20 protein-coding genes are annotated in these 24,738 nt (G+C 69.3%); 14 read left to right on the plus strand and 6 right to left on the minus strand.

Annotation, left to right across the window (positions count from 1 at the left end; all coding sequences use genetic code 11):
• The first annotated feature begins 3 nt into the window (after window positions 1-3).
• Together ACVBEQ_RS09030 and ACVBEQ_RS09035 are read left to right on the plus strand one after the other, a co-directional pair.
• On the plus strand, window positions 4-1,395 hold the full coding sequence (locus tag ACVBEQ_RS09030) for an FAD-binding oxidoreductase (RefSeq protein ID WP_447152596.1): 1,392 nt from the start codon (window positions 4-6) through the stop codon (window positions 1,393-1,395).
• On the plus strand, window positions 1,392-2,309 hold the full coding sequence (locus ACVBEQ_RS09035; RefSeq protein ID WP_447152597.1) for an NmrA family NAD(P)-binding protein: 918 nt from the start codon (window positions 1,392-1,394) through the stop codon (window positions 2,307-2,309). The genes ACVBEQ_RS09030 and ACVBEQ_RS09035 overlap by 4 nt, the downstream gene beginning before the upstream one ends.
• Before the next feature lie 389 nt (window positions 2,310-2,698).
• On the opposite strand, the gene ACVBEQ_RS09040 is transcribed toward ACVBEQ_RS09035, so the two are convergent.
• The 3 genes from ACVBEQ_RS09040 to ACVBEQ_RS09050 all read right to left on the minus strand — a co-directional run bounded on the left by ACVBEQ_RS09040 (window position 2,699) and on the right by ACVBEQ_RS09050 (window position 5,322).
• Window positions 2,699-3,172 (minus strand): TIGR03668 family PPOX class F420-dependent oxidoreductase, encoded by a 474-nt coding sequence (locus ACVBEQ_RS09040; RefSeq protein WP_447152598.1) that lies wholly within the window; start codon window positions 3,170-3,172, stop codon window positions 2,699-2,701.
• Window positions 3,173-3,247: 75 nt separating this feature from the next.
• The gene (locus ACVBEQ_RS09045) at window positions 3,248-4,858 is read right to left on the minus strand and encodes a bifunctional 3'-5' exonuclease/DNA polymerase (RefSeq protein WP_447152701.1); all 1,611 of its coding nucleotides are present in this window, start codon (window positions 4,856-4,858) and stop codon (window positions 3,248-3,250) included.
• A gap of 47 nt (window positions 4,859-4,905) precedes the next feature.
• Window positions 4,906-5,322 (minus strand): hypothetical protein, encoded by a 417-nt coding sequence (locus ACVBEQ_RS09050; protein ID WP_447152599.1) that lies wholly within the window; start codon window positions 5,320-5,322, stop codon window positions 4,906-4,908.
• Between the two features lie 533 nt (window positions 5,323-5,855).
• Here ACVBEQ_RS09050 and ACVBEQ_RS09055 point away from each other — a divergent pair.
• The 7 genes from ACVBEQ_RS09055 (at window position 5,856) to ACVBEQ_RS09085 (ending at window position 13,807) form a co-directional block, all read left to right on the plus strand.
• Window positions 5,856-6,752 carry an FAD binding domain-containing protein gene (locus tag ACVBEQ_RS09055; protein WP_447152600.1) on the plus strand — a complete coding sequence of 299 codons (897 nt, stop codon included), beginning with the start codon at window positions 5,856-5,858 and terminating at the stop codon, window positions 6,750-6,752.
• 1 nt (window position 6,753) lies between these two features.
• Window positions 6,754-7,299: a (2Fe-2S)-binding protein gene (locus tag ACVBEQ_RS09060; protein ID WP_447152601.1), complete on the plus strand. Its 546-nt coding sequence runs from the start codon at window positions 6,754-6,756 to the stop codon at window positions 7,297-7,299.
• Window positions 7,296-9,725 (plus strand): aerobic carbon-monoxide dehydrogenase large subunit, encoded by a 2,430-nt coding sequence (locus ACVBEQ_RS09065; protein WP_447152602.1) that lies wholly within the window; start codon window positions 7,296-7,298, stop codon window positions 9,723-9,725. The genes ACVBEQ_RS09060 and ACVBEQ_RS09065 overlap by 4 nt, the downstream gene beginning before the upstream one ends.
• A gap of 52 nt (window positions 9,726-9,777) precedes the next feature.
• Window positions 9,778-10,725: an XdhC family protein gene (locus ACVBEQ_RS09070; protein WP_447152603.1), complete on the plus strand. Its 948-nt coding sequence runs from the start codon at window positions 9,778-9,780 to the stop codon at window positions 10,723-10,725.
• Entirely contained in the window at window positions 10,722-11,618 is an 897-nt protein-coding gene (locus ACVBEQ_RS09075; RefSeq protein WP_447152604.1) for an AAA family ATPase, read from the plus strand. Before ACVBEQ_RS09070 ends, ACVBEQ_RS09075 begins: the two co-directional genes overlap by 4 nt.
• Complete coding sequence (locus ACVBEQ_RS09080; protein ID WP_447152605.1) at window positions 11,611-12,870, plus strand: vWA domain-containing protein; 1,260 nt, start codon at window positions 11,611-11,613, stop codon at window positions 12,868-12,870. The genes ACVBEQ_RS09075 and ACVBEQ_RS09080 overlap by 8 nt, the downstream gene beginning before the upstream one ends.
• A 79-nt stretch (window positions 12,871-12,949) precedes the next feature.
• Window positions 12,950-13,807, plus strand: a complete 858-nt coding sequence (locus tag ACVBEQ_RS09085) for an ATP-grasp domain-containing protein (protein ID WP_447152606.1) — start codon at window positions 12,950-12,952, stop codon at window positions 13,805-13,807.
• Window positions 13,808-14,070: 263 nt separating this feature from the next.
• On the opposite strand, the gene ACVBEQ_RS09090 is transcribed toward ACVBEQ_RS09085, so the two are convergent.
• Window positions 14,071-15,780, minus strand: coding sequence for a calcium-binding protein (locus ACVBEQ_RS09090; protein WP_447152607.1), 1,710 nt, complete (start codon window positions 15,778-15,780; stop codon window positions 14,071-14,073).
• A 111-nt stretch (window positions 15,781-15,891) separates the two neighbouring features.
• Entirely contained in the window at window positions 15,892-17,100 is a 1,209-nt protein-coding gene (locus ACVBEQ_RS09095; protein WP_447152608.1) for a mannosyltransferase family protein, read from the minus strand.
• 416 nt (window positions 17,101-17,516) lie between these two features.
• Between ACVBEQ_RS09095 and ACVBEQ_RS09100 the strand changes: the two genes are divergently transcribed.
• On the plus strand, window positions 17,517-18,155 hold the full coding sequence (locus ACVBEQ_RS09100) for an SAP domain-containing protein (RefSeq protein ID WP_447152609.1): 639 nt from the start codon (window positions 17,517-17,519) through the stop codon (window positions 18,153-18,155).
• A gap of 177 nt (window positions 18,156-18,332) precedes the next feature.
• Window positions 18,333-19,157 carry an alpha/beta fold hydrolase gene (locus ACVBEQ_RS09105; RefSeq protein ID WP_447152610.1) on the plus strand — a complete coding sequence of 275 codons (825 nt, stop codon included), beginning with the start codon at window positions 18,333-18,335 and terminating at the stop codon, window positions 19,155-19,157.
• On the opposite strand, the gene ACVBEQ_RS09110 is transcribed toward ACVBEQ_RS09105, so the two are convergent.
• Window positions 19,147-20,097, minus strand: coding sequence for an EamA family transporter (locus ACVBEQ_RS09110; protein ID WP_447152611.1), 951 nt, complete (start codon window positions 20,095-20,097; stop codon window positions 19,147-19,149). The two genes, ACVBEQ_RS09105 and ACVBEQ_RS09110, sit on opposite strands and share 11 nt — an antisense overlap.
• 100 nt (window positions 20,098-20,197) lie before the next feature.
• On the opposite strand from ACVBEQ_RS09110, the gene ACVBEQ_RS09115 reads away from it, so the two are divergent.
• The 3 genes from ACVBEQ_RS09115 (at window position 20,198) to ACVBEQ_RS09125 (ending at window position 24,724) form a co-directional block, all read left to right on the plus strand.
• Window positions 20,198-20,788, plus strand: a complete 591-nt coding sequence (locus ACVBEQ_RS09115; protein WP_447152612.1) for a CGNR zinc finger domain-containing protein — start codon at window positions 20,198-20,200, stop codon at window positions 20,786-20,788.
• Window positions 20,789-20,868: 80 nt separating this feature from the next.
• The gene (locus ACVBEQ_RS09120; protein WP_447152613.1) at window positions 20,869-22,563 is read left to right on the plus strand and encodes a long-chain-fatty-acid--CoA ligase; all 1,695 of its coding nucleotides are present in this window, start codon (window positions 20,869-20,871) and stop codon (window positions 22,561-22,563) included.
• Between the two features lie 307 nt (window positions 22,564-22,870).
• Entirely contained in the window at window positions 22,871-24,724 is a 1,854-nt protein-coding gene (locus tag ACVBEQ_RS09125; RefSeq protein ID WP_447152614.1) for an acyl-CoA dehydrogenase, read from the plus strand.
• Window positions 24,725-24,738 lie beyond the last annotated feature (14 nt).

Raw genomic sequence — 24,738 nt, forward strand, 5'->3', positions numbered from 1 at the left:
GCGATGGACACCAACGAATTCAGCGTGCTGCGCGGCCGCTTCCGTGGCGCGCTGCTCAGACCGGGCGAAGAGGGCTACGACGACGCCCGCCGGGTCTGGAACGGGGCGATCGACAGACGCCCTGCACTGATCGCCCGGTGCGCCGGGGCGGACGACGTGCAGGAGGCCGTGCGGTTCGCGCGGGACCGCGACCTGACTGTCTCCGTTCGCGGTGGCGGGCACTCGGTGTCCGGGCACGCGGTGTGCGACGACGGCGTGATGATCGACCTGTCCGCCCTCAAGGCGGTCGCCGTCGATCCAGCGGCGCGGGTCGTCCGGGCGGCCGGCGGATTGCTCTGGTCGGAGCTGGACCTGGCCACCCAGCGGTACGGACTGGCCACCACCGGCGGCTCGATCAGCTCGACCGGGATCGCCGGGGTCACCCTCTGCGGCGGCTTCGGTCACCTGATGCGGCACCACGGACTGAGCGTCGACAACCTGCGCGCCGTCGACGTTGTCACGGCTGACGGCAAGATGCTGCACGTCGACGAAGGGGTCGAACCGGAACTGCTGTGGGGGCTGCGCGGCGGTGGCGGCAACTTCGGCATCGCGACGGCGTTCGAGTACGACCTCCACCCGGTCGGGCCGCTGGTGCTCGGCGGACCGATCTTCTGGCCGCTGGACCAGGCGCCCGAGGTGATGCGGTTCCTCCGCGAGTTCGCCAGGTATGCGCCGGACGAGCTGGGCATCGCGATCGTCGCAAACCTGGCCCCGCCGATGCCGTTCCTGCCGGCCGACAGCTATGGGACACCGGTGTTCGGACTCCTGGTCGTGTGGTCCGGCGACATCGCCGCCGGCCGGAAAGCCCTGGCCCCGCTCCGCGCCGTCGGCACCCCGCTCGGCGAGATGATCGCCCCGGTCCCCTACCGGTCACTGCAGTCGATGCTCGACGGCAGCGCATCCCCCGGTAACCCCGCCTACTGGCGATCCCACAAGCTGCCGGACCTTTCCGACCCGGTGATCGACACCATCATGACGCTGGCCGCGTCGATCACCTCGCCGCTGTCACTGCTGAACGGCTGGGCGATCGGCGGTGCGGTCAGCCGGGTCGACGCGGAGGCCACCGCGGTCGGGCCCCGGGAGGTCGGCTTCGAGCTGCGGATGGTCGCCGTCTGGCGGCCCGCTGATCCGGAGCCCGAACGTCACCGGGACTGGGTGCGACACGGCTGGGAAGCCCTGCAGCCGTACAGCAGTGGTCAGTTCGCCAGTTTCCTCTCCGACGAGGGCGACGCCGGTGTCCGCTCGGCCTACGGTGACCGGCTCGGCCGACTGACGGCCCTGAAGGACACGTACGACCCGACCAATTTCTTCCATCACAACGCGAACATCCCCACGAGCAAAGGAGAAACCCGATGAAGGTCCTGGTGACCGGAGCAACCGGAAATGTCGGCGCCCAGGTGGTGCGGGCAGTCGCCGAAAAGGGAGTGGCCACCCGCGCGTTCGTGCGCGATCGCGGTCGCGCCGCACACGTGCTGGGCACCGACATCGAGCTGAGCATTGGCGATCTCGCCGATGGGGCATCGGTCAAACGCGCCGTCACGGGTGTCGACCGGATTTTCCTGGCCTGCGGCAACGTGCCCGGCCAGGTGGAGTACGAATCGGCCGTGATCGACGCCGCCGCCGATGCGGGCGTCGGCCTGATCGTCAAACTGTCCAGCCCGAGCCCGGCGCTGGATTCTCCGTTGGTCTTCGACCGCTGGCACGCCGAGATCGAGGACCACCACCGGCGGAGCGGCGTTCGGTCGGTGATGTTGCGACCGAGGACGTTCATGACGAATCTGCTCGCGTACGCCGACACCGTCCGGCAACTGGGAAAGATCTTCGCACCGGCCGGTGATGCGGCGATCACCTTCCTCGATCCGCGTGATCTCGCCGCGGTCGCTGCCGCCGTCCTCACCGGCCACGTGGACGACGACCAGCCGGTGGATTACACCGTGACCGGTCCGGAGGCCATCACGTTCACCCGGATCGCGCAGGACCTGACGGCTGTCACAGGCCGGGAGATCGAGTACGTGAACGTCCCCGACGAGGCGGCCCGCGGCGCGATGCTGGACGCCGGACTCCCGGAGATGGTCGTCGACTTCATCCTGGGCGTCTTCCGGTCACAGCGGGCGGGCAGCATGACCCGGACAACAGATGTGGTGCCGGCGCTGACCGGGCGGGGCGCACGGAGTTTCGCCGACTTCGCCCGGGATCACCGCGCGCTGTTCGGGGCTGCCCCGAACGACAGCACCGACATCCCTTCGCCCGCAGCGGCACCCGCCGGGTAGCGGCGGCGAGAGCTCAGCGGGGGGACGCATGAAGAACCGACATCTGTGGTGCCTGTACGTCCCGTCCCGGGCGATCACCGTCATCGCCCGGGACGGGAGTCCGTCATGTCCGCATCCGAGGTAGCCCAGTCCGACGTTGCGCTGCTCGCCGGGACGGTCTCGACCGTCATCTTCGTCGCCAGTTATCTGCCCATGCTGGTCAAAGCCTTTCGCAGCAAGGATCTGTCGTCCTACAGCGCGACGAACCTGGTGCTGGCCAACGTCGGCAACCTGGTCCACTCGGTGTACGTGTTCAGCCTGCCCGCCGGACCGCTGTGGGCGTTACACGCGTTCTACCTCGGCGGGAGCGCGCTGATGCTGACCTGGTGGTCGCGGTACCGGCGCGCCTCTCAGGCGCGGGCGGCCCGCCAGCCGGTCCAGCGGGTGACGGTGGACCCCACCACCACACCCGTGGGCGGAACTTGTTCGTACTGCTGGTATCTCACGGTCAGGGCGGCCAGTGCGCGCCGACGCTCGGTACCTTCGAGCACTGAGGCACGGGCGTCGGCACGCACCCACCAGAGCTGCTCCCAATCGTCGTCGTAACGGTCGACGAGGAAGCAGACCTGTGGGTTCGCCGCGATGTTGTCCAGCCGGCGCAGCGCCGAAGTCGACTTCGGCTTGTGATCGACGGCGAAGACGATCATCTGCGACGCGGACGACGGGCGGTCGGGATGGGCGGCCGGCACCTCCTCGACCGGTGCTGTAATGACGGCGAACGTCACCGGCACCAGATGCGGCACGAGCGCCGGGCCGACCGTCGCCAACCGGGCCACTCGGGCGTTGCCGAATATCTGCCTGGCCTGGTCGGCGGGGATGCGCATACCGGTTCCGTCCTGAGCTGCTGGGCCACTGAGCTGCTGGGGCCACTGGGTTGTTGGACTCTCAGGGACGGGCCCCTATTTGGCAGAGGCATAACAGTCGACCACGACGGGGCGTACCGGGGTGAGCACGGACGCGCCGGGAAAGACCAGTCTGCGGGCCGCCTCGGCGGCGGCGACTGTGAGGTCCGCAACCTCCTCGGCGCTGCCGTCCGGGACGTGCACGATCAGTTCGTCATGCTGGAAGAACACCAACTCGGCACCCGGCACCTCCCGCAGATCGCGGCGCAGACCGGACAGCCACACCGACGCCCAGTCCGCGGCCGAGCCCTGGACGACGAAGTTGCGGGTGAACCGGCCGCGGTCCCTGATCACCTGGTCCGTGCGGCGCCGCTCGGCGTCGGTCGCATCCTGCTGGGACCCGATCTCGACCACCTCGCGCCAGCCGGCTCCTGGCGGCGGGCACGCCCGGCCCAGCACGGAGTGCACGATGCCGCCTGCCTCCCCCCGCCGGGCGGCGTCCTCGACGCAGGCCATCGCGGCGGGGTACCGCCGGCGCAGGGTGGCCACCAACCGGCCCGCCTCGCCGGAGGTCGCGCCGTACATCGCACCCAGCATGGCCACCTTTGCGCTGCCCCGGTCGCCGCCGAACCCGTCTTCCGCCAGCGCCGTGTACAGGTCGATGTCCGCTGAGATCGCCTGCAGCGCAGGGTCCGCCGAGATCGCCGCCAGGACCCGCGGCTCGAGCTGGGCGGCGTCGGCGACGACCAGCCGGTGGCCGGGGTCGGCGACGACGGCGCGGCGGAGCGCCTTGGGGATCTGCAATGCGCCGCCGCCCCGGGTGGCCCACCGTCCTGACACCACCCCGCCGGGGATGTACTCGGGGCGGAACCGCCCGTCCCTGGCCCATTCGTCGAGCCAGTTCCAGCCGTTCGCCGAGTTCAGCCGGGCCAGCTCCTTGTAGTGCAGCACCGCAGGAACCGCCGGGTGATCGACGTCCTTGAGCACCCACGACCGGGTGCTGTCGATGTCGAATCCGGCCCGCCGGAACGCGGCGCGGAGATCGACGACCGAATCCGGGTTGACGGCGAAACCGAACGCTGCGGAAATCTCGGCCGCCAACTCCACCAGCCTGAGCGGACGCTCACCCGCCGCCGGCCGCGGACCGAGCATCTCGGTCAGCCGGTTCTGATGGATGTCCGCCCGCCATGGAAGCCCAACCGCCCCCATTTCTGCCGCCGCCAGCGTCGAGGCGGATTCCGCGGCCAGCAGCAGGCCCAGCGCCCGGTTCTCGCCCGCCCGCTCGCGCTGATCGGCCACGGCCACCCGCAACACCTCGATCGGGTCCACCGATGACCGGACGATGTCGAGCGCGTCCGGTTCGAACAGCGTCGGCTCGATGTGCGCCGCGGGTTCCGGGTCCGGCGGTACCTCGGCCCCGGTCGCTCGGGCATGAACGGCCGCGGCCGAGCTCGGAGCCCCGAAAACGCCGGCCCGGCCGAGCAGGATCCGTTCCGTGGCAGTGACGTCGTGGCAGCGCTCCACGCGAATCCCAGCGGCCAGCAGGTCCGGGTAGATCGTCGCTGTGCTGTCCCAGAGCCAGCGCTCATCCAGCTGCGCCCACTCGGCCAGTTCGGCGGCTGCCGCCACATCGATCCGCGGCCCGGTCGGCCGCCCGGCGTCGTCCATCCGCTGGAGGGAATACCCCTCGGCCGTCCGGGCGAGCGCGAGCACGGTCAGGACTGTTTGTTGTCCCGCAGCGATTGCCGGATGCGCTCCAGGGCCTCCTGCGCGGACTTCTCCCGTTCGGCTGCCCGCTCCTGGGCGGACGTCGCCTCCCAGGTCTGCTGCGCGAGTTCCGCGGCGCCGGCGGACGTGGCGTAACGGCCCTCGATCTTGTTGCGGACGAAGTCGAGTGACGGCACGCCGTACTTGTCGTAGTCGGGCGCCACACCCGGTGGGTCGGCCGGCAGCGACGGCGGCGGATCCGATTCCACCGACCGCACCGCCGGACCGGCCGGATCGGACTGCGGGCCCGCCAGCGTGAAGGTGTCCGATTCGTTCTGGTCCGCCGTGTTCGGGTCACCGGCCCCCGCGTGATTCGCGGGCGGATCCGTTTCCGGCTTCACGGTGTCGTTCTGGTGCTCGGTCATCGCGCCTCCCCGTTGACTGCACACCAACCGTACGTCCCGGGATACCCGCGCGGGCAGCACCGTCCACTGCTTGCCCATTGCACCGATGCCTGGCACGGACGGCGCTGCGAACGCAATTCTGCGAGGGACAGGTTCAGCGAACACAACAAACCGCCCCGCAGCTGCTCGTCCCGCCGCCGGAGCACCGCGTCGTGGAGACATCGAACAGGTCGTCGCTCCGACACGGCGGCGACTCTGCTGAGCGACCGGCTCACCCGTTGGTGGATCCGACAACCGGATCGGGTCCCTGCCGGGAAGAAGCAGCGGACAACGCTTCTCGCCGCGGCGCGCTCGGGGACAACGCTGTCGGGTATGGGTGGATCGTGATTGTTGTCACGAATGACAAACGGGCGCACACTGGCGGCCAAGGTCCGTCCCACCGTCGCGCAGACCCCACCCTCGATTCACCGGCCAAGCGAAGTTGATGCCGGCGTATCGAGTCGATCTGCCGACCGGGACAGGCAGCTGCAGCTCCGAACGGCGAAAGGTCCTCCATGCAGACACCCGCTCCTGTCGACTACGCCAGGGCCCACAGCGTTCAGGAAGCCCTCGAACTACTGGAGCGGTACGGCCCGGACTCGAGCCTGCTGGCCGGCGGGCACAGCCTGATCCCGATGATGCGATTGCGGATCGCCCAACCCGAACGCGTCATCGACATCAACGACCTCACCGAACTCGATTACATCCGCGCGGTCACCGACAGCCCACCCGGCGGGCCACCACCGCACCTGGCGATCGGCGCGATGACCCGGCACCGCAGCATCCTGGCGTCCGCGGTGATCGGCGAGCACTACGCGATCCTGCACGACGCCGAGCGGGTGATCGCCGACCCGATCGTCCGCAATCGCGGCACGGTCGGCGGTTCGCTCTGCCAGGCCGACCCGGCTGAGGACCTGTCGGCGGTGGCCGCCGCCGTGCGGGCCGATCTTGTCCTGCAGTCCAGGGACGGAACGAGAGTCGTTCCGGCGCGGGAGTTCACCGACGGCCCCTACAACACGGTCCTCGAGGACGCCGAGATGCTGGTGGAGGTGCGGTTGCCGATCCGGCCGGGAGCCGGCAGCGCGTACGAGAAGGTCGAACGGCGGGCCGGCGACTGGGCGGTCGCCTCCGTCGGGGCGTTCGTGGTGCTGGACGGTGACACGGTCGCCGATGTGGGGCTCGGGCTGGCCGCGCTGGGCGCCGACCACGGCTGCGTCCCGGACGCCGAGGAGTACCTCCGCGGCCGGGTGCTGTCAGAGGACAGCATCGTCGAGACCGCACGACTGGCGGCCGCGGCCAGCAACCCCAGCGCCGACCAACGCGGGCCTGTTCTCTACAAGAAGCACTTGGCCGACGAGCTCACCCGACGCGCGCTGCGACGTGCCGCGGCGCGGGCCCAGGGAAGGATCTGACATGCAGGTGAAGATCACCGTCAACGGGGTCGAGCACACCGACGAGATCGAGCCGCGACTGCTGCTCGTGCACTACCTACGCGAGGCCCGGCGGCTGACCGGCACCCACTGGGGATGCGACACCTCGCAGTGCGGAACATGTGTCGCTTGGCTGGACGAGGAGCCGGTGAAGACCTGCACCGTGCTAGCGGCGATGGCCGACGGTCATCGGGTGCGCACGGTCGAAGGGCTCGCGACGAACGGAAAGCTGGATCCCGTGCAGGAGGGATTCATGAGCGAGCACGGCCTGCAGTGCGGTTTCTGCACGCCGGGAATGATGATGACCGCCCGGCACCTGCTCGACCACAACCCCGATCCTGACGAGCAGACGATCCGGGAGGCGATCTCCGGCCAGATGTGCCGCTGCACCGGCTACGAGAACATCGTCCGCGCCGTTCGCGCCGCCGCCGGCCATCCCTCGCAGCCCTCCGGGCAGGCCGCTGCCGATCCCGCCACCAACGGCGCCAGCACCGTGGTCGCCGAGCCCAGCCAGGAGGTACCGGCATGACGGCCACCATCCCCGACGCACCGCTCACCCGGTCGGCGGTCGAGCGCTCGCCCCGGATCAGCGCCGCCGGCAACCCGATCGGCTTCGGCCGGATGCCGCGCAAGGAGGACGCGAGATTCCTTCGCGGGCAAGGCAAATACGTCGACGACGTGACGATGCCCGGCATGCTGCACTCCGCCATCCTGCGCAGCCCGTACGCGCACGCCCGCATCCGGTCGATCGACACCACCGCTGCCGCAGCACTTCCCGGCGTGCACGCGGTCATCACCGGCGAGACGCTGACCGGACTCGGTCTGGCCTGGATGCCGACGCTGTCCGCGGATGTGCAGGCGGTGCTGGCCACCGACAAGGTGCGTTTCCAGCACCAGGAGGTCGCGTACGTCGTCGCCGACACCAAGTACATCGCCCGTGACGCCCTGGAACTGATCGAGGTCGACTACGAGCCACTCGCCCCGGTGGTGGATGCCAAGCGGGCGCTGGACCCCGACGCCCCGGTGATCCGGGACGACATCGAGGGCAAGACCGACAACCACATCTTCGACTGGGAATCGGGCTCCGCCGAGGAGACCGCGCGGGTGTTCGACGGCGCGGAGGTGGTCGTCACGCAGGAGATGCTCTATCCCCGCGTGCATCCCGCGCCGATGGAGACCTGCGGCACCGTCGCGTACATGGACCCGGTGACCGGAAAGCTGCTGGTCTACTCGACCAATCAGGCACCGCACGCGCATCGTACGATCTATGCGCTGGTCGCCGGCATCCCCGAGCACAAAATCCAGATCATCTCGCCCGACATCGGCGGCGGCTTCGGCAACAAGGTCGGGATCTATCCCGGGTACGTGCTGGCGGTCGTCGGGTCGATCGTCACCGGGAAGCCGGTCAAGTGGATGGAGGACCGCAGCGAGAACCTGATGGCGACGTCCTTCGCCCGGGACTACCACATGACCGGCAGCATCGCGGCGACGAAGGACGGCACGATCCTCGGCCTGAAGGTCGACGTGCTGGCGGACCACGGCGCTTTCAACGGCACCGCGCAACCCACCAAGTTCCCGGCCGGCTTCTTCCACATCTTCACCGGCAGCTACGACCTACAGGCGGCGTATTGCAGCGTCAAGGGCGTCTACACGAACAAGGCGCCGGGCGGCGTCGCCTACGCCTGCTCGTTCCGGATCACCGAGGCCGTCTACCTGGTCGAGCGGATGGTCGACATCCTCGCGGCCGAGCTGAAGATGGACCCGGCCGAACTGCGGCTGAAGAATCTGCTGCGGCCGGAGCAGTTCCCGTACGTCTCGAAAACCGGCTGGGAGTACGACTCCGGCGAATATCCGCGGGCCCTGAAATTGGCGATGGAAATGGCCGGGTATCACGAGCTCCGCCGGGAGCAGGCCGAGAAACGTGCCCGCGGTGAGCTGATGGGCATCGGGATCTCCTTCTTCACCGAAGGTGTCGGTGCCGGACCCCGCAAACACATGGACATCCTCGGCCTGGGCATGGCGGACGGCTGCGAGCTGCGGGTGCACCCGACCGGCAAGGCGCAGGTGCGGCTCTCGGTGCAGACGCAGGGCCAGGGACACGAGACGACGTTCGCGCAGATCGTCTCGGAGGAACTGGGGATACCGCCGGAGGACATCGAGGTGATCCACGGCGACACCGACAACACGCCGTTCGGGTTGGGCACCTACGGGTCCCGCTCCACGCCGGTGTCCGGTGCCGCCGCGGCCATCGTGGCACAGCGGGTCAGGCAGAAGGCGAAGATCATCGCCGCCGCCTCCCTCGAGGTCAGTGCCGACGACCTGGAGTGGGATCACGGCCGTTGGCAGGTGAAGGGCGACTCCGAACAGGGCCGCACGATCGCCGAGATCGCCATGCTCAGCCACGGGACGCTGACCCTGCCCGAGGGCGTGGAGGGCCATCTCGACGCCTCGGTCGTCTACGACCCGCCGAACCTCACCTACCCGTTCGGGGCGTACATCTGCGTCACCGACGTCGATCCCGGCACCGGGGTGGTCAAGGTCCGCCGGTTCATCGCGGTGGACGACTGCGGCCCGCGGATCAACCCGATGATCGTCGAGGGCCAGGTGCACGGTGGTCTCGCGGACGGCATCGGGATGGCCCTGATGCAGCTGATCGCCTTCGACGAGGACGGCAATTGCGTCGGCGGCTCATTCATGGACTACCTGCTGCCGACCTCGATGGAATGCCCCAGCTGGGAGCTCGGTGAGACGGTCACGCCGTCGCCGCACCACCCGCTCGGCCTCAAGGGCGTCGGCGAATCGGCCACCGTCGGTTCCCCACCGGCCGTGGTGAACTCGGTGCTGGACGCCATCGCCCCGTTCGGCATCCGGCATGCGGACATGCCGCTGACGCCGGCCAACGTCTGGATGGCGATGCAGGGGACGCCGATGCGCACCGATCTGGCGGTCACATGACGCCCGGCTGCGCCACCCTGCCCGCCCGTCACCGGCCGCCTCGGGTTTTCTGGTGAGCAACGCCGAACTGGACGTCCGCGCGACGCAATTGCGCGAACAGGGTGTGCCCTTCGTCAGGGCACGCGTGGTGTCGGCCGAGCGGCCGACCTCCGCGAAGGCCGGTGACGAGGCCATCATCCATGCCGACGGTTCGATCGAGGGGTTCGTCGGCGGGACGTGTGCGGAGAGCACCGTGCGCGCACAGAGTCTGATGCTGCTCGACTCGAGACAGCCACTGTTGCTGCGCATCACGCCCACCGACGAGCAGTCGGTGGGCACGGTCGACAGGTCTCCGGCTGCCGGTACCCGCACGGTGCACAACCCGTGCCTGTCCGGCGGAACGCTGGAGATCTTCCTGGATCCGGTGGTGCCCCCGCCGCTGGTACAGGTGCACGGAGTGGGCCCGATCGCCGCGGCGGTCCGCCGGCTCGCCGTCGAACTCGGCTACCGGGCCGCTGACGTCGAGCCCTCGATCATCGACGGAGCAACCGCGGTGGTCGTCGCCTCACACGGCCGGGAGGAGGTCGAGACCCTCGCCGCCGCCCTGGATGCCGGAGTGCCGTACGTGGCGCTGGTCGCCAGCCGGAAGCGGGCGGCCGGTGTGCTGGCCGATCTGGCCTCCGCCCGGCCGGACCTGGCCGGGCCGCCGTCGGAGCGTGTGCGCAGCCCGGCAGGATTGGACATCGGGGCGAGAACCGCGTCGGAGATAGCACTGTCGATCCTGGCCGAGGTGGTGTCGGCGCGAGCCGGCCTCCTCGCGGCCACCGAGGATGGTGAGGAACCGGCGGCGAACAACAGCCGGCCGGCTGCTGTGACCGCTGTCGATCCGGTGTGCGGGATGACGGTGGCCGCGGTCGAGACAAGCCTGCATCTGGACCACGAGGGACGCCGGTGGTACTTCTGCGGGCCCGGCTGCCTGCGCACCTTCGCGACGCACCCCGCTGGGTACGCTGAATCGTGACTCTGCCGGCCGACCTGTCCGCGATCGTTCCCGACGTCCCGGCGTTGCGCGACGTGCTCGCCGGTGCGGGGTATCTCGCCGATGACGGGTTGGCAACGGCGCTGTTCTGTTCGGTGCGGCTCGGCCAGCCGTTGCTGCTGGAGGGCGAGGCCGGCGTCGGGAAGACCTCCGCCGCGAAAGCCGTCGCCGCAGCGCTCGGGACACCGCTGATCCGGCTGCAGTGCTACGAGGGCATCGACATCGCCGAGGCCGCCTACGAGTGGAATTACCCACGGCAACTGCTGGCGATCCGGCTTTCCGAGGCGAAGGGCGACGCCCTCGGCGCGGACGACCTCTTCCGCCGGGACTACCTGATCGAGCGGCCGCTGCTGCGCGCGGTCGAGCACCCCGGCCCGCTGCCCGCTGTGTTACTGATCGACGAGATCGACCGCGCCGACGAGCATTTCGAGGCGTTCCTGCTCGAACTGCTGGCCGAGCGGTCGATCACCGTCCCCGAGATCGGCACCATCACCGCCGCGGTCCCGCCGATCGCGATCCTCACCTCGAACCGCACCCGGGACCTGCACGATGCGCTCAAGCGGCGTTGCCTCTACCACTGGATCGACCACCCCGACCTTGCCCGGGTGGTGGCCATCGTCCGCGAGCGGGTACCCGGCGCGACGGAGGCGCTCGCGGCGCAGACCTCGGCGGCCACGGGTCGGCTGCGCACCCTGGACCTGCAGAAATCGCCGGGCACCGCAGAGGTGATCGACTGGGTGCAGGCCCTGCACGTGCTGGGCTATCCGCAGCTCGACGTCACCGCCGCGGCAGCCACTCTCGGCTCGGTGCTGAAGTACCGCGAGGACCGGGAGGTTGCCGTCGGGGCCGGTCTCGGCTGGGTCGTCGGTGAGTGAGTTCTACGCCGGGGTGGGCCGGTCGTCGGTGATCGCGCTACCCGGACGTCCGGTTGACGAGCCGGCCGCTGACCTGGCGACGGTGTGCGCCGAGTTCGCAGCGCTGCTCACTGCAGCGGGTATTGCTGTTCCGGTGCAACGGATCTCTTGGTGGGCGGAGGCAACGGTCGCCGCCGGACCCACCGGCGTCAACGAGCTGTACTGGCTCGCCAGGGTCACCCTGCTGGACCGGCCGGACCACCTCGACACCTTCGACGCGGTGTTCGCCCAGGTGTTCCGCGGCCTGGTGGACGTGGCCGACTTCCGCGGTGACCCGGCCAACTCGCTCTCCGCCCATACCGAGCCGGGGACGCCGAGCGGGGCCGGACAGCGGCAGCCCGACCCGCCTGCCGAACGGGACGGCGACACCCCGCAGCAGCAGACGGCCGCGACGGCCGACAGCAACGATGACGAGCCGTCCGGCGACGACGGCGCACCGACCGTGCTGGCCATCGCCTCGGAGACGGAGCTGTTGCGGGACAGGGACTTCGCCGACTGCGATGCCGACGAGCTCGCGGAACTGGCGAAGATCATCGCGCGGATGCAGGTCGTCGCACCGGTCCGGCCGTCCCGATGGGAGCCGACCCGTCGCTCCGGGCGATCACTGGACATGCGCCGGACGCTGCGGGCGGCGTGCCGCACCGGCGGCGACCCGATCCGCTGGAGTCATCGGCGCCGCGGCACGACACCGCGCAAGATCGTCCTGCTCGCCGATGTGTCCGGCTCGATGCAGGCGTACTCCCGGGTCTACCTGCGCATCCTGCAGGGGGCCGTTCTCGGCGCCCGCGCCCACGCGTACGTGTTCGCCACCCAACTGCACCCGGTCACCCGGGCGCTCGGCCGCGGCCGGCGGGAGGACGCGATCGGACGGGCGATGGCGCTGTCCCCGGACGCGTCCGGCGGCACCCGGATTGGCGGCGCCGTCAAGGACTTCCTCGACACGGACGGCCGCCGCGGGCTCGCGCGCGGAGCAGTCGTCGTCATCGTGTCCGACGGCTGGGAGCGCGCCGATCCGGCATTGCTCGGCGAGCAGATGCTTCGGTTGTCCCGGCTCGCCCACCGGGTGATCTGGGTCAACCCACGCAAGGCCGCTCCCGGTTTCGCGCCGCTGACCGGCGGCATGGCCGCCGCGCTCCCGCACGTCGACACGTTCGTCTCCGGACACTCCGCGCGGTCGGTCGCCGAGCTGCTCGACGCGATAGCGAGCGGCTGACATCTGCCGTTCGGCGGTCCCGGTCAGGCCGGACGGCCCCCCGCGCTGGTCGGTCGGGCCAGGGTCTTACCGTGTCCGGGTGATCGGGACACTGGCGTGGGTGACCGCCCGGGAAGCGCGGGGACGCGACGAGGACGAGCCGCTCGCGCTGGCCGCCCTGCAACAGAGCGGCGTCGCGGTGGACGTCGTGGACTGGGATGACGCGACGACCGACTGGTCGAGCTTCGACCGGGTCGTGCTGCGATCGGCCTGGGACTACCCGCAGCGGCTGCCCGAGTTCATGTCCTGGCTCGAGATGGTCGATGCCATCAGCGATCTGGTGAATCCGCTGGCAACCGTGCGGTGGAACCTCGACAAGCAGTACCTGGCCGAACTCGCGGCGGCCGGGGTGCCGATCACCCCGACGGTGTTCGTGCTGCCGGGTTCCGCGGCGACATTCCCGGCCGGGGATTTCGTCGTCAAGCCGGCGGTCGGGGCGGGCAGCCGGGACGCGTCGTCGTACGGGGCGGACCAGCACGCTGCCGCCACCGCGCACGTCGCCCGACTCCACGCATCGGGTCAGACCGTTCTGATCCAGCCCTTCGTGACATCGGTTGCGGCCGAGGGGGAATGGTCGCTGCTCTTCTTCGGCGGGCAATTCAGCCATGCCGCCAACAAGCGGGTCACCCTGCCTCGTGCCGGAGTTGTCGACGACCTGTTCGCCGCGGAGACCAACTCCGAGCACGTCGCCACCGCGGATCAGATCGAGGTGGCACGGGCCGCTGTCGACATGGTCTCGGAGCGGTTCGGTATACCCACCTACGCCCGGGTCGATCTGGTCCGGGACGACGCCGGCCGGTTCTGCGTCCTGGAGGTGGAGTTGATCGAGCCGTCGTTGTTCCTGTTCTGTGCCGATGCCGCGGCCGTGGAAAGGTTCACCACGACCCTGATCCGATAGGGCGGCAACGATGACGCCGACAGTTCCGGCGGCAGCGGAGCCCAGGCCCGATAGGTGTATTCCGATCAACCGCAGCGGCGGCGGCGGAACGTCCGCGGGTGTTGCACCGACGCAGCTCCGGTTGCTCGGACGTCCGGGGGGCTCGGGTTTCCCGGCACTGACCCGACAGCGCACCATCCCCGCCCCGGCCGGAGGCCGTGACGGGGATGGCTGCTGCGGACTACATCTGGCGGACTACAGCCGTCGTACTACAAGCCGTCGGACTACAGCTGGCCCAGTTGCGCCTGCGGCAGGGTGACGGTCCGGCCGCCGAGATCCAGCACCGTCTTGCCGTCGACCGTGCTCGCGTGCGAGTCCAGCCACTGTTGCCCGCTGGGCGCGGACGTCGACCTTGCCGAAGCGGCGACCCGGCTGTTGATCTCCACGTCGTCACCGTCGCCGCCGTCGATCACGTCGGCACCCGGCCCGCCCAGCAGGACGTCGTCACCCGCGCCGCCGGTGATGGTGTCGGCACCCAGCCCGCCGATGATGATGTCGTCGCCCGCCTGACCGTTGAGGAAGAGCCGGGCCGAACTGGCTGCGGTTCCGGCCGCGTCGATCACGTCGTCACCGGCTTGCGCGTTCACGGTGACCTGGTCGCTGCCGGGGGCGGCTCCGGTCACCGTGGTCGTGGCGGCCAACCCGCCCACGTTGGCGGTGCCCGCCTGGCCGTTCACGGTCACCACGTCGTCGCCCTGCGTGGCGGTGACCGTCACATCGTCCACGGCACCGTCATCGCCGGCCGGCGTTGCGAGATCGGTGTTGACCCGCAGCAGATCGGTTCCACTGACATCGCCCACCGCAACGGTGTCGGCACCGCCCAGTGTCTTCACGTCGATTGCCTCGAGGTCGTTGGCGTCCATGGTGATGGAGGCGATATTGCGGAACAACCGCACCCGCCCGCCGTTCGCGGTGATGTCGAAGTTCTCGGCGATGTTGGCGCCGTTGAAGAGCATGGTGTCGTTCCCGTCCTGCCCTTCGACGACGTCGCTGCCGTCCCCCGGATCCCATTGGAACGTATCGTCGCCGGTGCCGAGGAGCCCGGTGTCGTTACCCTGGTTCCCGTCGATGACGTCATTCCCCGCACCGCCGAGCAACAGATCGACACCGTTGGAACCGCGGAGATTGTCGCCGCCCGCGCCACCGTCGACGGTGATCCCGATCAGCGCAGCGAGATTGCCGGTAGCACTGAAGGTGTCGTCACCGCCGTTCGCGTTGAGCACCAGCTTCTCGGAGGTCCCCAGGTCGAGCGAGAACGGCGCCGGGGTGAGGCGATCGACACGAACCCGGGTTCCGTTGGCCGTCGCGGTGAACTGCTCCGCCCCGTTACCGCCGTTGACCTCGACGGTGTCGATTCCGGGGCCGCCCTCGTTGAGATCCGTGTCGTCGCCCGGACCCCAGATCATCCGGTCGTCCTCACCCTGACCGAACGCCTGGTCGTCGCCGTCGCCGCCGGTGATGGTGTCGATGGCGGCACCACCGAAGAGCAGGTCGGCGCCGCCCTTGCCGAGCAGTGTGTCGTTACCGCTCTCGCCGAACAGCTGATCGGTGCCCGAGCCGCCGGTCAGCGTGTCATTGCCGGCACCCCCGAACAGGTTTGCACTCGGTAGTGCACCGCTCGCCTCGTTGATGGTGATGACGTCGTTGCCGGCCAGGCCGAAGACCTGAATTCGGGTGGTGTTGGCCACCGTCGGATTCCCGCCCGCGACCGGGATCGCTCCCCCGTTGAGCCGGATTCCGCCGGCGGCGTTCCGGCTGATGGTGATCGCATTGTCGGCACTGTCACCGCTGACCGTCAGAATGCCGGCGGCGAAAGTGGCTGTCGTGGCGGCATTCGCGGGTCCGGCAGCGGCCATCATCGCTCCGCCGGCGAACACGGCTGTCGCCAGCACGGGGCCGGCCTTGCGGCGCCAGAAATGGTTGCTCTCTTGCATGGTGGGATCTCCGATCCGATGTGCCTCACCCGCCCGGGCGGGCGGCATCTATCGGTACGGGCGTTTCAGGCAAACGGTTCTCGGCCCTGCTCCCGGTCTTTCAGCGGACGCTCAGTCCACCCAGTACCCGCACGCGAATAGCGCGGTGTTCACCAGGAACAGCCCGAACCAAGCCGCCATCACCGCCGCGCGCACCCCGTTGCGCCGCGACCTGATCAGCACCCCGGCGATCAGGATCACCAGCGGGAAGACGGTGAGCGAGTTCCTGGCCAGCGAGACGAACGTGAGTGACGTCGTCAGGGCCAGCAGGGTGAGTCCGGCGTAGGTCGCCGACGGCCATTCCCGCGTCCTGATCCAATACGCGACCGCCGCGACGAGCAGCACGGCGAACACCACGTCGAGGGTGAAGGCGAGGCGGCGATCCAGCGTCGCGCCGAACACCATCTGGCCGCCCGTCCGGTACAGCGCCTCCCACGGCCAACTGAACAACCGGCCCCACCCGGAGTGCTGAGCGGTCTGCCACGCCCCGACATCCCCGGTCCGGACCGCCAGGTACGCGAAATAGCCCACGACGCCAGAGGCAGCGAGCGGCACCCAGGCGAGCACCGGTGCGACGACGGGCAGCTGTTGGCGGCGGCGGCCGATCACGAACATCACCAGCAGCGCGGCGAGGAGGAAGACCCCGTTGATCCGGGTGGCCGTCGCCAATCCGCACCACAGGCCGGCAAGCAGCCAACGATCGCGCAGCCCGCAGTACCAGGCAGCGGTCGCGAACGCGAGGAACAGCGATTCGGAATAGTTGGCGTAGAGGAACACGGAGTACGGGCCGGCGACGAACAACAGGGTGGCCATCGGCGCGAGCCTGTCCGCGCTGGAGATGGCCACGATCCGCCACAGCACGATCGCCGCGACCAGTGACGCAAGGGAACTCACCGCCCACAACGCGACAGCGAGGCTTGGCCCACCCGGCATGACGATGTCGGACAGCGACCTGGCGACGAGCGGGTATCCGGGGAAGAAGCCGGGCATCCCCGCGTCGGAGCCGGGCGCGAAGTAGCCGTCGGAGGCGATCCTGAACAGGTAATTGCTGTCCCAGTGGTGCAGCACCGCGAAGAAGCCGTCGCCGGCCGTGTCGACGGCGGCGAGCCCCGCCCGGTCGGACACCGACGGCCCCTGACGCAGCCAGAGGACCAGCAGGCTGATCGCGGCCACGACGCTGCGGGCCACCGCCCAGAGCAGCAGGCCACCGGTGACAGCCTGCCGCCACCCCGGCTCCCGCCGGAGGGTCGCGCTCCGAACCGGACTGTGTCCCAGCGCCACCGGAAGCCCTCCCGTCGTTGGAAGTTCCGGGCATCACCATCGCACCGACGGGTGCCCCTGCGCTTCACGCAGCGCCGCGTGTTGCGCTGGGACGCCGACTGAACCGCAGCCTTGCGCGGGAGGGAGTTGCGCCGCATCGGCGCCAGGGGGAGGTTCAGCCAACCCGCTGCGAGCCGGAAAGTCGGCATCCAGCACAGCCCGAGCACGCCGCACGGTGCGTTACCACCGTCCCAGAACCCAAACCGCCGAGTTCCGCGCCGATCGTCACACTGAAACCGTTAGCTAATTAGCACCGAAGCTTGCTAACCTTGCTAACAGGTGCAGGAACCGAGCACCTCATCCCCTGACCACAAGGTCAAACATCCCGACGCGGCGCAGCTCGCGTTCAGGGCAAGCCGCACCAGAGAAGGAGTGTCATGACCACCACAGCCGATACCTACAAGACTGCCGCCAGCCAGGCGCGCGAGGTCACCGACCGGTCCGTCGAGGCGTGGAAGCGCAGCGCGAAGACCGTCGTCGACCAGGCCACCGCCGTCACCAAGCTGCCGACCGTCGACATCGTTCAGCCGATCGAGCGCTACTTCGAGTACGTGCAGAAGTCGGTCGACCTGAACCGCGACCTGGCCACCAAGTGGGCCGAGCTGGTCACCAACCTGTCCGGCGTCGTCCGCGACCAGGCCGAGCGGGTCAGCAGCGTTGTCGTCGAGCAGACTGACGCCGTTGCCGGTGTTGTCGTCGAGCAGGCCGAGAAGGCCGAGCAGTTCGTCTCGGAGCAGGCCGAGCAGGCCGACCGGATCAGCCAGGACATCGTCGAGCAGGCCGAAAAGGCCGAGCAGGAGCTCGCCGACCAGGTCGAGCAGGCCCAGAAGGAGCAGGCCCGTCAGGCCCGCGCCGCCGAGCGCGCCGAGGCCAAGGCCGCGCACGCGAAGGCCCGCGAGCCCTACGAGAACCTGACCAAGGCCGAGCTGGCCGACCTGCTGGCCGAGCGTGGCCTGCCGAAGTCGGGCAACGTCGACGAGCTCGTCGAGCGGCTCGTCAGCGCCGACAGCGAGTAATTTCGCCGGTCACAGCCCCATCAGCTGGAGAGTTCCTCAGCTGCACAGCATTTCGCGCCGACGCCGGTGCGGGCGGGTTCGTCCGTCTGCACCGGCGTCGCCGTTTCCCGGCCCGTTTGGGTACGCGGAATCCACGCACCCAACACCCTGCCGACCCGACACCTGGAGGACCCACCGATGACCATCACCTCGACCACCACACGCGCCGCCGTTCCACCGCGGCTGTTCGTCCACCGGGTGGGATCGGGCGATCCGTTGGTCCTGCTGCACGGCATGGGTGAGTCCCACGTCGGTTGGCGTCCGGTGATCGACGCACTGGCGGCCGACCGTGACGTCATCGCGATCGACCTGCCAGGCTTCGGCGAGTCCCCGGCGCTGTCCCCGCAGGTCCCGCCGACCGCCGCGAACCTCGCGGCAGCGGTCCAGGCCACTCTCGATCGTGAGGGCGTCGATCGCTATGACGTCGCCGGCTACTCCCTCGGCGCGCGCGTTGCGCTGGACCTCGCCCGTTCACCGCGGGTCCGCTCCGTGATCGCCATCGGACCCGACGGGCTCGGCACGCCGTTGGAGCGGGTGGGCGGTTACTTCGGCCTGCTCGCCGGCCGCGGCGTGGCGATGGCCCTCGCGCCCGCCGCTGATCAACTGAGCAGGACCCCGGTCGGCCGGATGTTCTTCTTCTCCGGCAACCGCAGCCTGCCGTGGCAGCTCCCGCCGACCGACGCCCGCGAACTCCTCACCGGGTTCGCCGCCGCGCCGGCCTACGACGCCGTGAACTGGGTGGGCATGTTCGACGTGGCCACCCACCTGCACACCATCGATCAGCCGGTGCTGTTCCTGCAGGGCACCGCCGATCCGATCACCAGCCAGGTCCTCCGCTACCTCCCGCTGATCGCACACGCCGAGCTCAAGCTGATGCCCGGCCTGAACCATGTCCCGATCTCCGACGATCCGGCCGGTGTGGTCAGCAACATGAAGGAGTTCCTGCAGCGCGTCACGGACTGACGTCAGCGGACTGCGCCGCCGCGGCGGGTGTGCGCAGTTCGTCGATCCGGACCAGCGCCACCCCGAGAACGATGAAAGCGCCGCCGACGAGCTGCACCACCGTCGGCAACTCGCCGAGCAGCAGCCAGGCGAACAGCACGGCGAACAGCACTTCGGTCAGGCCGACGAACGACGCGAGCTTCGACCCGAGACGGCGGGTTGCGGAGATCCCCAGTACGTACGCGATCGCGGCAGCCACCAGGGACAGCCCCACGACAGGCACCAACCAGCTGACCTGGTGACCGGCGAAGTCGACGTCGTCGGTGTTCGCCGCCATCGGCAGGGCGCCGACCGCGCCCAGGATCAGCAGGGCCAGCGCGCCGATCGTCATCCCGCCACTGGCCATCGCCACCGGCGGCAGCTCACCGTCGCTGCTGGCGGACAGGATGAAGAACAGCGCCAGGCCGACCGCAGCCCCCAGCCCCCACAGGACGCCGACGAAGTCGATCTTGGTCTCCCCCGTCAGGTCGAGGACGAGGACCAGCCCGAGAACCGCGGCGATCGACCCGGCGACGGTCAGCCGGCGCGGCGGCTTGCCGGTGCGCAGCCAGAGCCAGCCGACGATCAGCACGACGCCCATGTACTCCAGCAGCAGTGCGACGCCCACCGACAGGTGCTGGACGGCGTTGAAGTACGCGACCTGACATCCGGCGACGGCGACCAGTCCGTAGACGGACACCATTCCGGCGTTGCGCCACAACACCTTCCACCGTCCGCGCAGTAGGACGACGGCCGGGATGGCGAGCAGCAGGGCCGCGACGCTGATCCGAACGGTGACCGCCGCACCGGGCGACCAACCGGCGTCGATCAGCGCACTGGCAAAGGTCCCCGATGTGCCGAAGGTGGCCGCCGACAGCAGGGCGAGGACGAATCCGACACGGGTGACGGGCTGGTTCAGCATGCGGCCCTCCTGGATCGACGGCGACGCGATCGTCGCGGGTGTCATCAGTCATGAAGCTCTATGATGATGACACTACGGTTGCCCGGCGACAGGAGTCAACATGCTTTTTGCTCATGACACCGAAGTCGCTCTCGCCGCTGCTGCTGCCCTGGTCAACACCAAGGACGTGCTCGATCCCGATCATGAGGCACTGCCCGACGTGGCCGCTCTCCGGGAGTTCGTGCGCACCTGGGGGTGGACCGGACAGCTCACCGGTGACGACGAGGAGCTGCAGCAGGTCCGCGACCTGCGGCCCCGGCTCCGGCAGATCTGGCTGTCCGACGAGGACGAGGTGGTCCGCATCGTCAACGAGCTGCTGCGGGAGGCCGGGGCATTGCCGCAGCTCGTCAAGCACGACGAGTGGCCGTACCACCTGCACGCCACCCCCGCTGCCGCGCCGCTCGCCTCCCGGATGGCCGTGGAAGCCGCGATGGCGATCGTGGACGTGGTCCGCAGCGAGGAGTTGAGCCGGCTGCGCATCTGCGATTCCCCCACCTGTGACGACGTCGTCGTCGACCTCTCGAAGAACCGGTCGAAACGGTTCTGCGACGGCAGCTGCGGCAACCGCGCCGCGGTCGCGGCCTACCGCGCACGGCGGGCGGGTCGAACCTCGGGTGCACGGCCGAAGAGCGCTCCGACCCCCCAACCCTGAGACAGACCCTGGAGCACACAGCGTGAAGCACATCCTGTAGCCGGAGAGATGCAGGCGGAGGAACAGGACATGATGGACGGGTGAGCGTCTTTGCAACGAAGCCCTGGCTGTCGTCCTACGCGCCCGGGGTCCCGGCGCAGATCGTGCCGCCGACCCAGACCCTGGTGGAGATGATCCAGGAGTCGGTACGCCGGTACGGGCAGCACATCGCGGTCGACTTCTTTGGGGCCACCACCAGCTACGAACGGCTCGGCGAGCAGATCGAGCGCGCCGCGAACGGGCTCCGTTCACGCGGCGTGCGCAGGGGCGACCGGGTCGCCCTCGTGCTGCCCAACTGCCCGCAGCACGTCGTCGCGTTCTACGCGGTGCTTCGACTGGGAGCCGTTGTGGTGGAACACAATCCGCTCTACACCGAGTCCGAACTGCGCCATCAGTTCGCCGATCACGGCGCCACGATCGCCGTCGTCTGGGACAAGCTCGCCGCTACCGTCCTGGCCTTCCCGCCCGACATGGGCGTCCGCACGGTGATCGCCGTCGACCTGCCGGCCGCGATGCCGCTGACCAAGAGACTCGCCCTGCGGCTGCCGGTGAGCAAGGCCCGGGACGCGAGATCCGCGCTGACCGCCGGTCGGATCCCGCCAGGAGCGGTGCCGTGGCGGGACGTCGTCACCGCCCGCCGACTCCCGAAGACCCACCCGGCGCCGGCCCTGTCGGACATCGCGGTCCTGCAGTACACGAGCGGCACGACGGGAACCCCGAAGGGCGCGATGCTGACCCATCTGAACCTGCGGGCCAACGCCGCCCAGGGCCAGGCGTGGGTGCCGAGCATGCGGCCCGGCGAGGAGATCTTCTACGGCATCCTGCCGATGTTCCATGCCTACGGGCTGACCCTGTGCCTGACCTTCGCGATGTGCATGGGCGCGCGCCTGGTGATGCTGCCCAAGTTCGACGAGGACCTGGTGCTGGACGCCATGAAGCACGCACCCGCGACGTTCCTGCCCGCCGTCCCGCCGATCTACGAGCGGCTCACCGCCGCGGCCGCGAAACGCAACGTCAGCCTGCGCAGCGTCCGGTTCGCCATCTCCGGCGCGATGAGCCTGCCCGTCTCCACGGTCGAACACTGGGAGAAGGCGAGCGGCGGCTACCTGGTCGAGGGGTACGGGATGACGGAGTCATCACCCATCGCTCTCGGGAATCCGATCGGCCCGAGCAGGCGCCCCGGCACGGTGGGTGTCCCCTTCCCGAGCACCGAGATCCGGGTCGTCGACGCGTCCGACCCGAGCGTGGACCGGGGCTTCGACGAGCCCGGCGAACTGCTGGTGCGCGGGCCACAGGTCTTCTCCGGGTACTGGAACCGGCCGGACGAGACGGCCGAGGTACTGCTCGCCGGCGGGTGGCTCCGCACCGGTGACGAGGTCCGGGTGTCCGCCGACGGTTTCGTCGAGATCATCGACAGGCTCAAGGAACTCATCATCACCGGAGGCTTCAACGTCGCCCCGTCGGAGGTCGAGGTGGTGCTGCGGATGCACCCCGACGTCAACGACGCCGCCGTTGTCGGATTGCCGAGCGGGGGCCACGGGGAGAACGTCGCCGCCGCGGTGATCCTGACCGAGGGCGCGGAATTGGACGTCGAGGCGCTCCGCAACTTCTGCCGCGAACAACTGACCGCCTACAAGGTGCCGCGGACCATCGTCGCGGTCCCCGAGCTGCCTCGCTCGATCATCGGCAAGGTGCTGCGCCGGGTGGTCAGGGAGCAGCTACTGGCCGCCGGCTGAGCCCTCTCGAACGGCTGAGCCCTCTCGAACGGCTGAGCCCTCTCGAACGGCTGAGCCCTCTCTAACGGCTTTGACCGCGCACGACGAGTCCGAACGACCCCGGCCTCGACCGGCCCCGAGTCACCGTTCGGGAACAACTACGCCTCCCTCCTTGCGTAAGTTACTGGCCAGTAATAACCTGGGTTAACCTGCCGCTGCGACGCATCGACTGTCGCCGGGGCCGGATCACCACCCGCATCGACCGCACATCGACCGCACGTCCTCTGTCCCGCCGGCGGGCACCACCACTGTTCAAGGAGTATCGGCCATGAGCCATTACCGTTCCAACGTCAGGGATCTCGAGTTCAACCTGTTCGAGGTGCTCGGCGCCGGCGAGCGGATGGGCAACGGGCCGTTCGCCGAGATGGATGCCGACACCGCCCGCGGGGTGCTGCAGGAACTGCAGAACGTCGCGACCGGGCCGGTCGCCGCGTCGTTCGTCGACGCCGATCGCAACCCGCCGGTGTACGACCCGGCCACGTTCACCGTCACCATGCCCGAGTCGTTCAAGAAGTCGTTCCAGGCGATCATGGACGGCGAGTGGTACCGGCTCGAACTGCCCACCGAACTCGGTGGCTACGGCGCATCGCCGAGCCTGCGCTGGGCGACCGCCGAGCTGATGCTCGGCGCGAACCCTGCCCTGTTCATGTACTCCGGCGGCCCGAACTTCGCGGCCGTGGTGCACAAGAACGGCACCCCCGTGCAGCAGCAGATGGCCCAGACCATGATCGACAAGCAGTGGGGCTCCACCATGGTGCTCACCGAGCCGGACGCCGGCAGTGACGTCGGCGCCGGACGCACCAAGGCGATCCAGCAGCCCGACGGCAGCTGGCACCTGGAGGGTGTCAAGCGATTCATCACCTCCGCCGAACACGACCTCACCGACAACATCGTGCACCTGGTACTGGCCAGGCCGGAGGGCCCGGGCATCGAGAGTCGGCCCGGCACCAAGGGTCTGAGCCTGTTCGTGGTGCCGAAGTTCCACTTCGACCCGGAGACCGGCGAGCTGGGCGAGCGCAACGGCGTCTTCGTCACCGGCGTGGAACACAAAATGGGCTTGAAGGTCTCGACCACCTGCGAGCTCAGCTTCGGCATCCACGGCACCCCCGCCGTCGGATACCTGTTGGGCGACAAGCACGACGGCATCGCGCAGATGTTCCAGGTGATCGAGTACGCCCGGATGATGGTCGGCACCAAGGCCATCGCGACCCTGTCGACCGGCTACCTCAACGCCCTGGAATACGCCAAGCAGCGCGTGCAGAGCGCCGATCTGACCCGGGCCGGCGACAAGAGCGCACCGCGGGTGACGATCATCCACCACCCCGACGTCCGCCGGATCCTGATGAAGCAGAAGGCGTACGCGGAGGGCCTGCGCGGTGTGTACCTGTACGCCGCCGGCTGGCAGGACCGGATCGCCGGCGGCGAGCTGACCGCCGACGAGCTCGTCATCGCCAAGCGGGTCAACGACCTGCTGCTGCCGATCGTCAAGGGGGTCGGCTCGGAGCGGGCGTACGAGAATCTCGCCCTCTCGCTGCAGGTCTTCGGCGGCTCCGGTTACACCCAGGACTACCCGATCGAGCAGTACATCCGGGACGCCAAGATCGACACCTTGTACGAGGGCACGACCGCGATCCAGGCGCAGGACTTCTTCTTCCGCAAGATCGTGAAGGACGGCGGCGCCGCGCTGGGCACCGTGGCCGGTGAGATCAACAGCTTCATCACCTCCTCCCTGTCGGCCAACACCGACGGACGCAACAAGGAAGAGCTGGCACTGCTGGGCACCGCATTGGCCGATGTACAGGCGATGGTCGGTGCACTGGTCGGCTACGCGATGGCCTCGGTCGACGAACCGGAATCGGTGTACAAGGTCGGCGAACACGCGGTCAGCCTGCTGATGAGCGTCGGCGACCTGATGATCGGCTACCTCCTGCTGAGGCAGGCGACGGTCGCGCAGACCGCCCTCGACGGCGGCGCGTCCGCCAGGGACGCCGACTTCTACGCCGGCAAACTCGCTGTGGCGCACTGGTTCGCCAAGAATGTGCTGCCCGAGCTCACCGCACGGCGGGCGATCATCGAGAACGCGGACCTGTCGCTGATGGACGTGGCGGAGTCCGCCTTCTGAGCCCTACCGTTGGG

The sequence above is a fragment of the Nakamurella sp. GG22 genome (genome assembly GCF_052976845.2).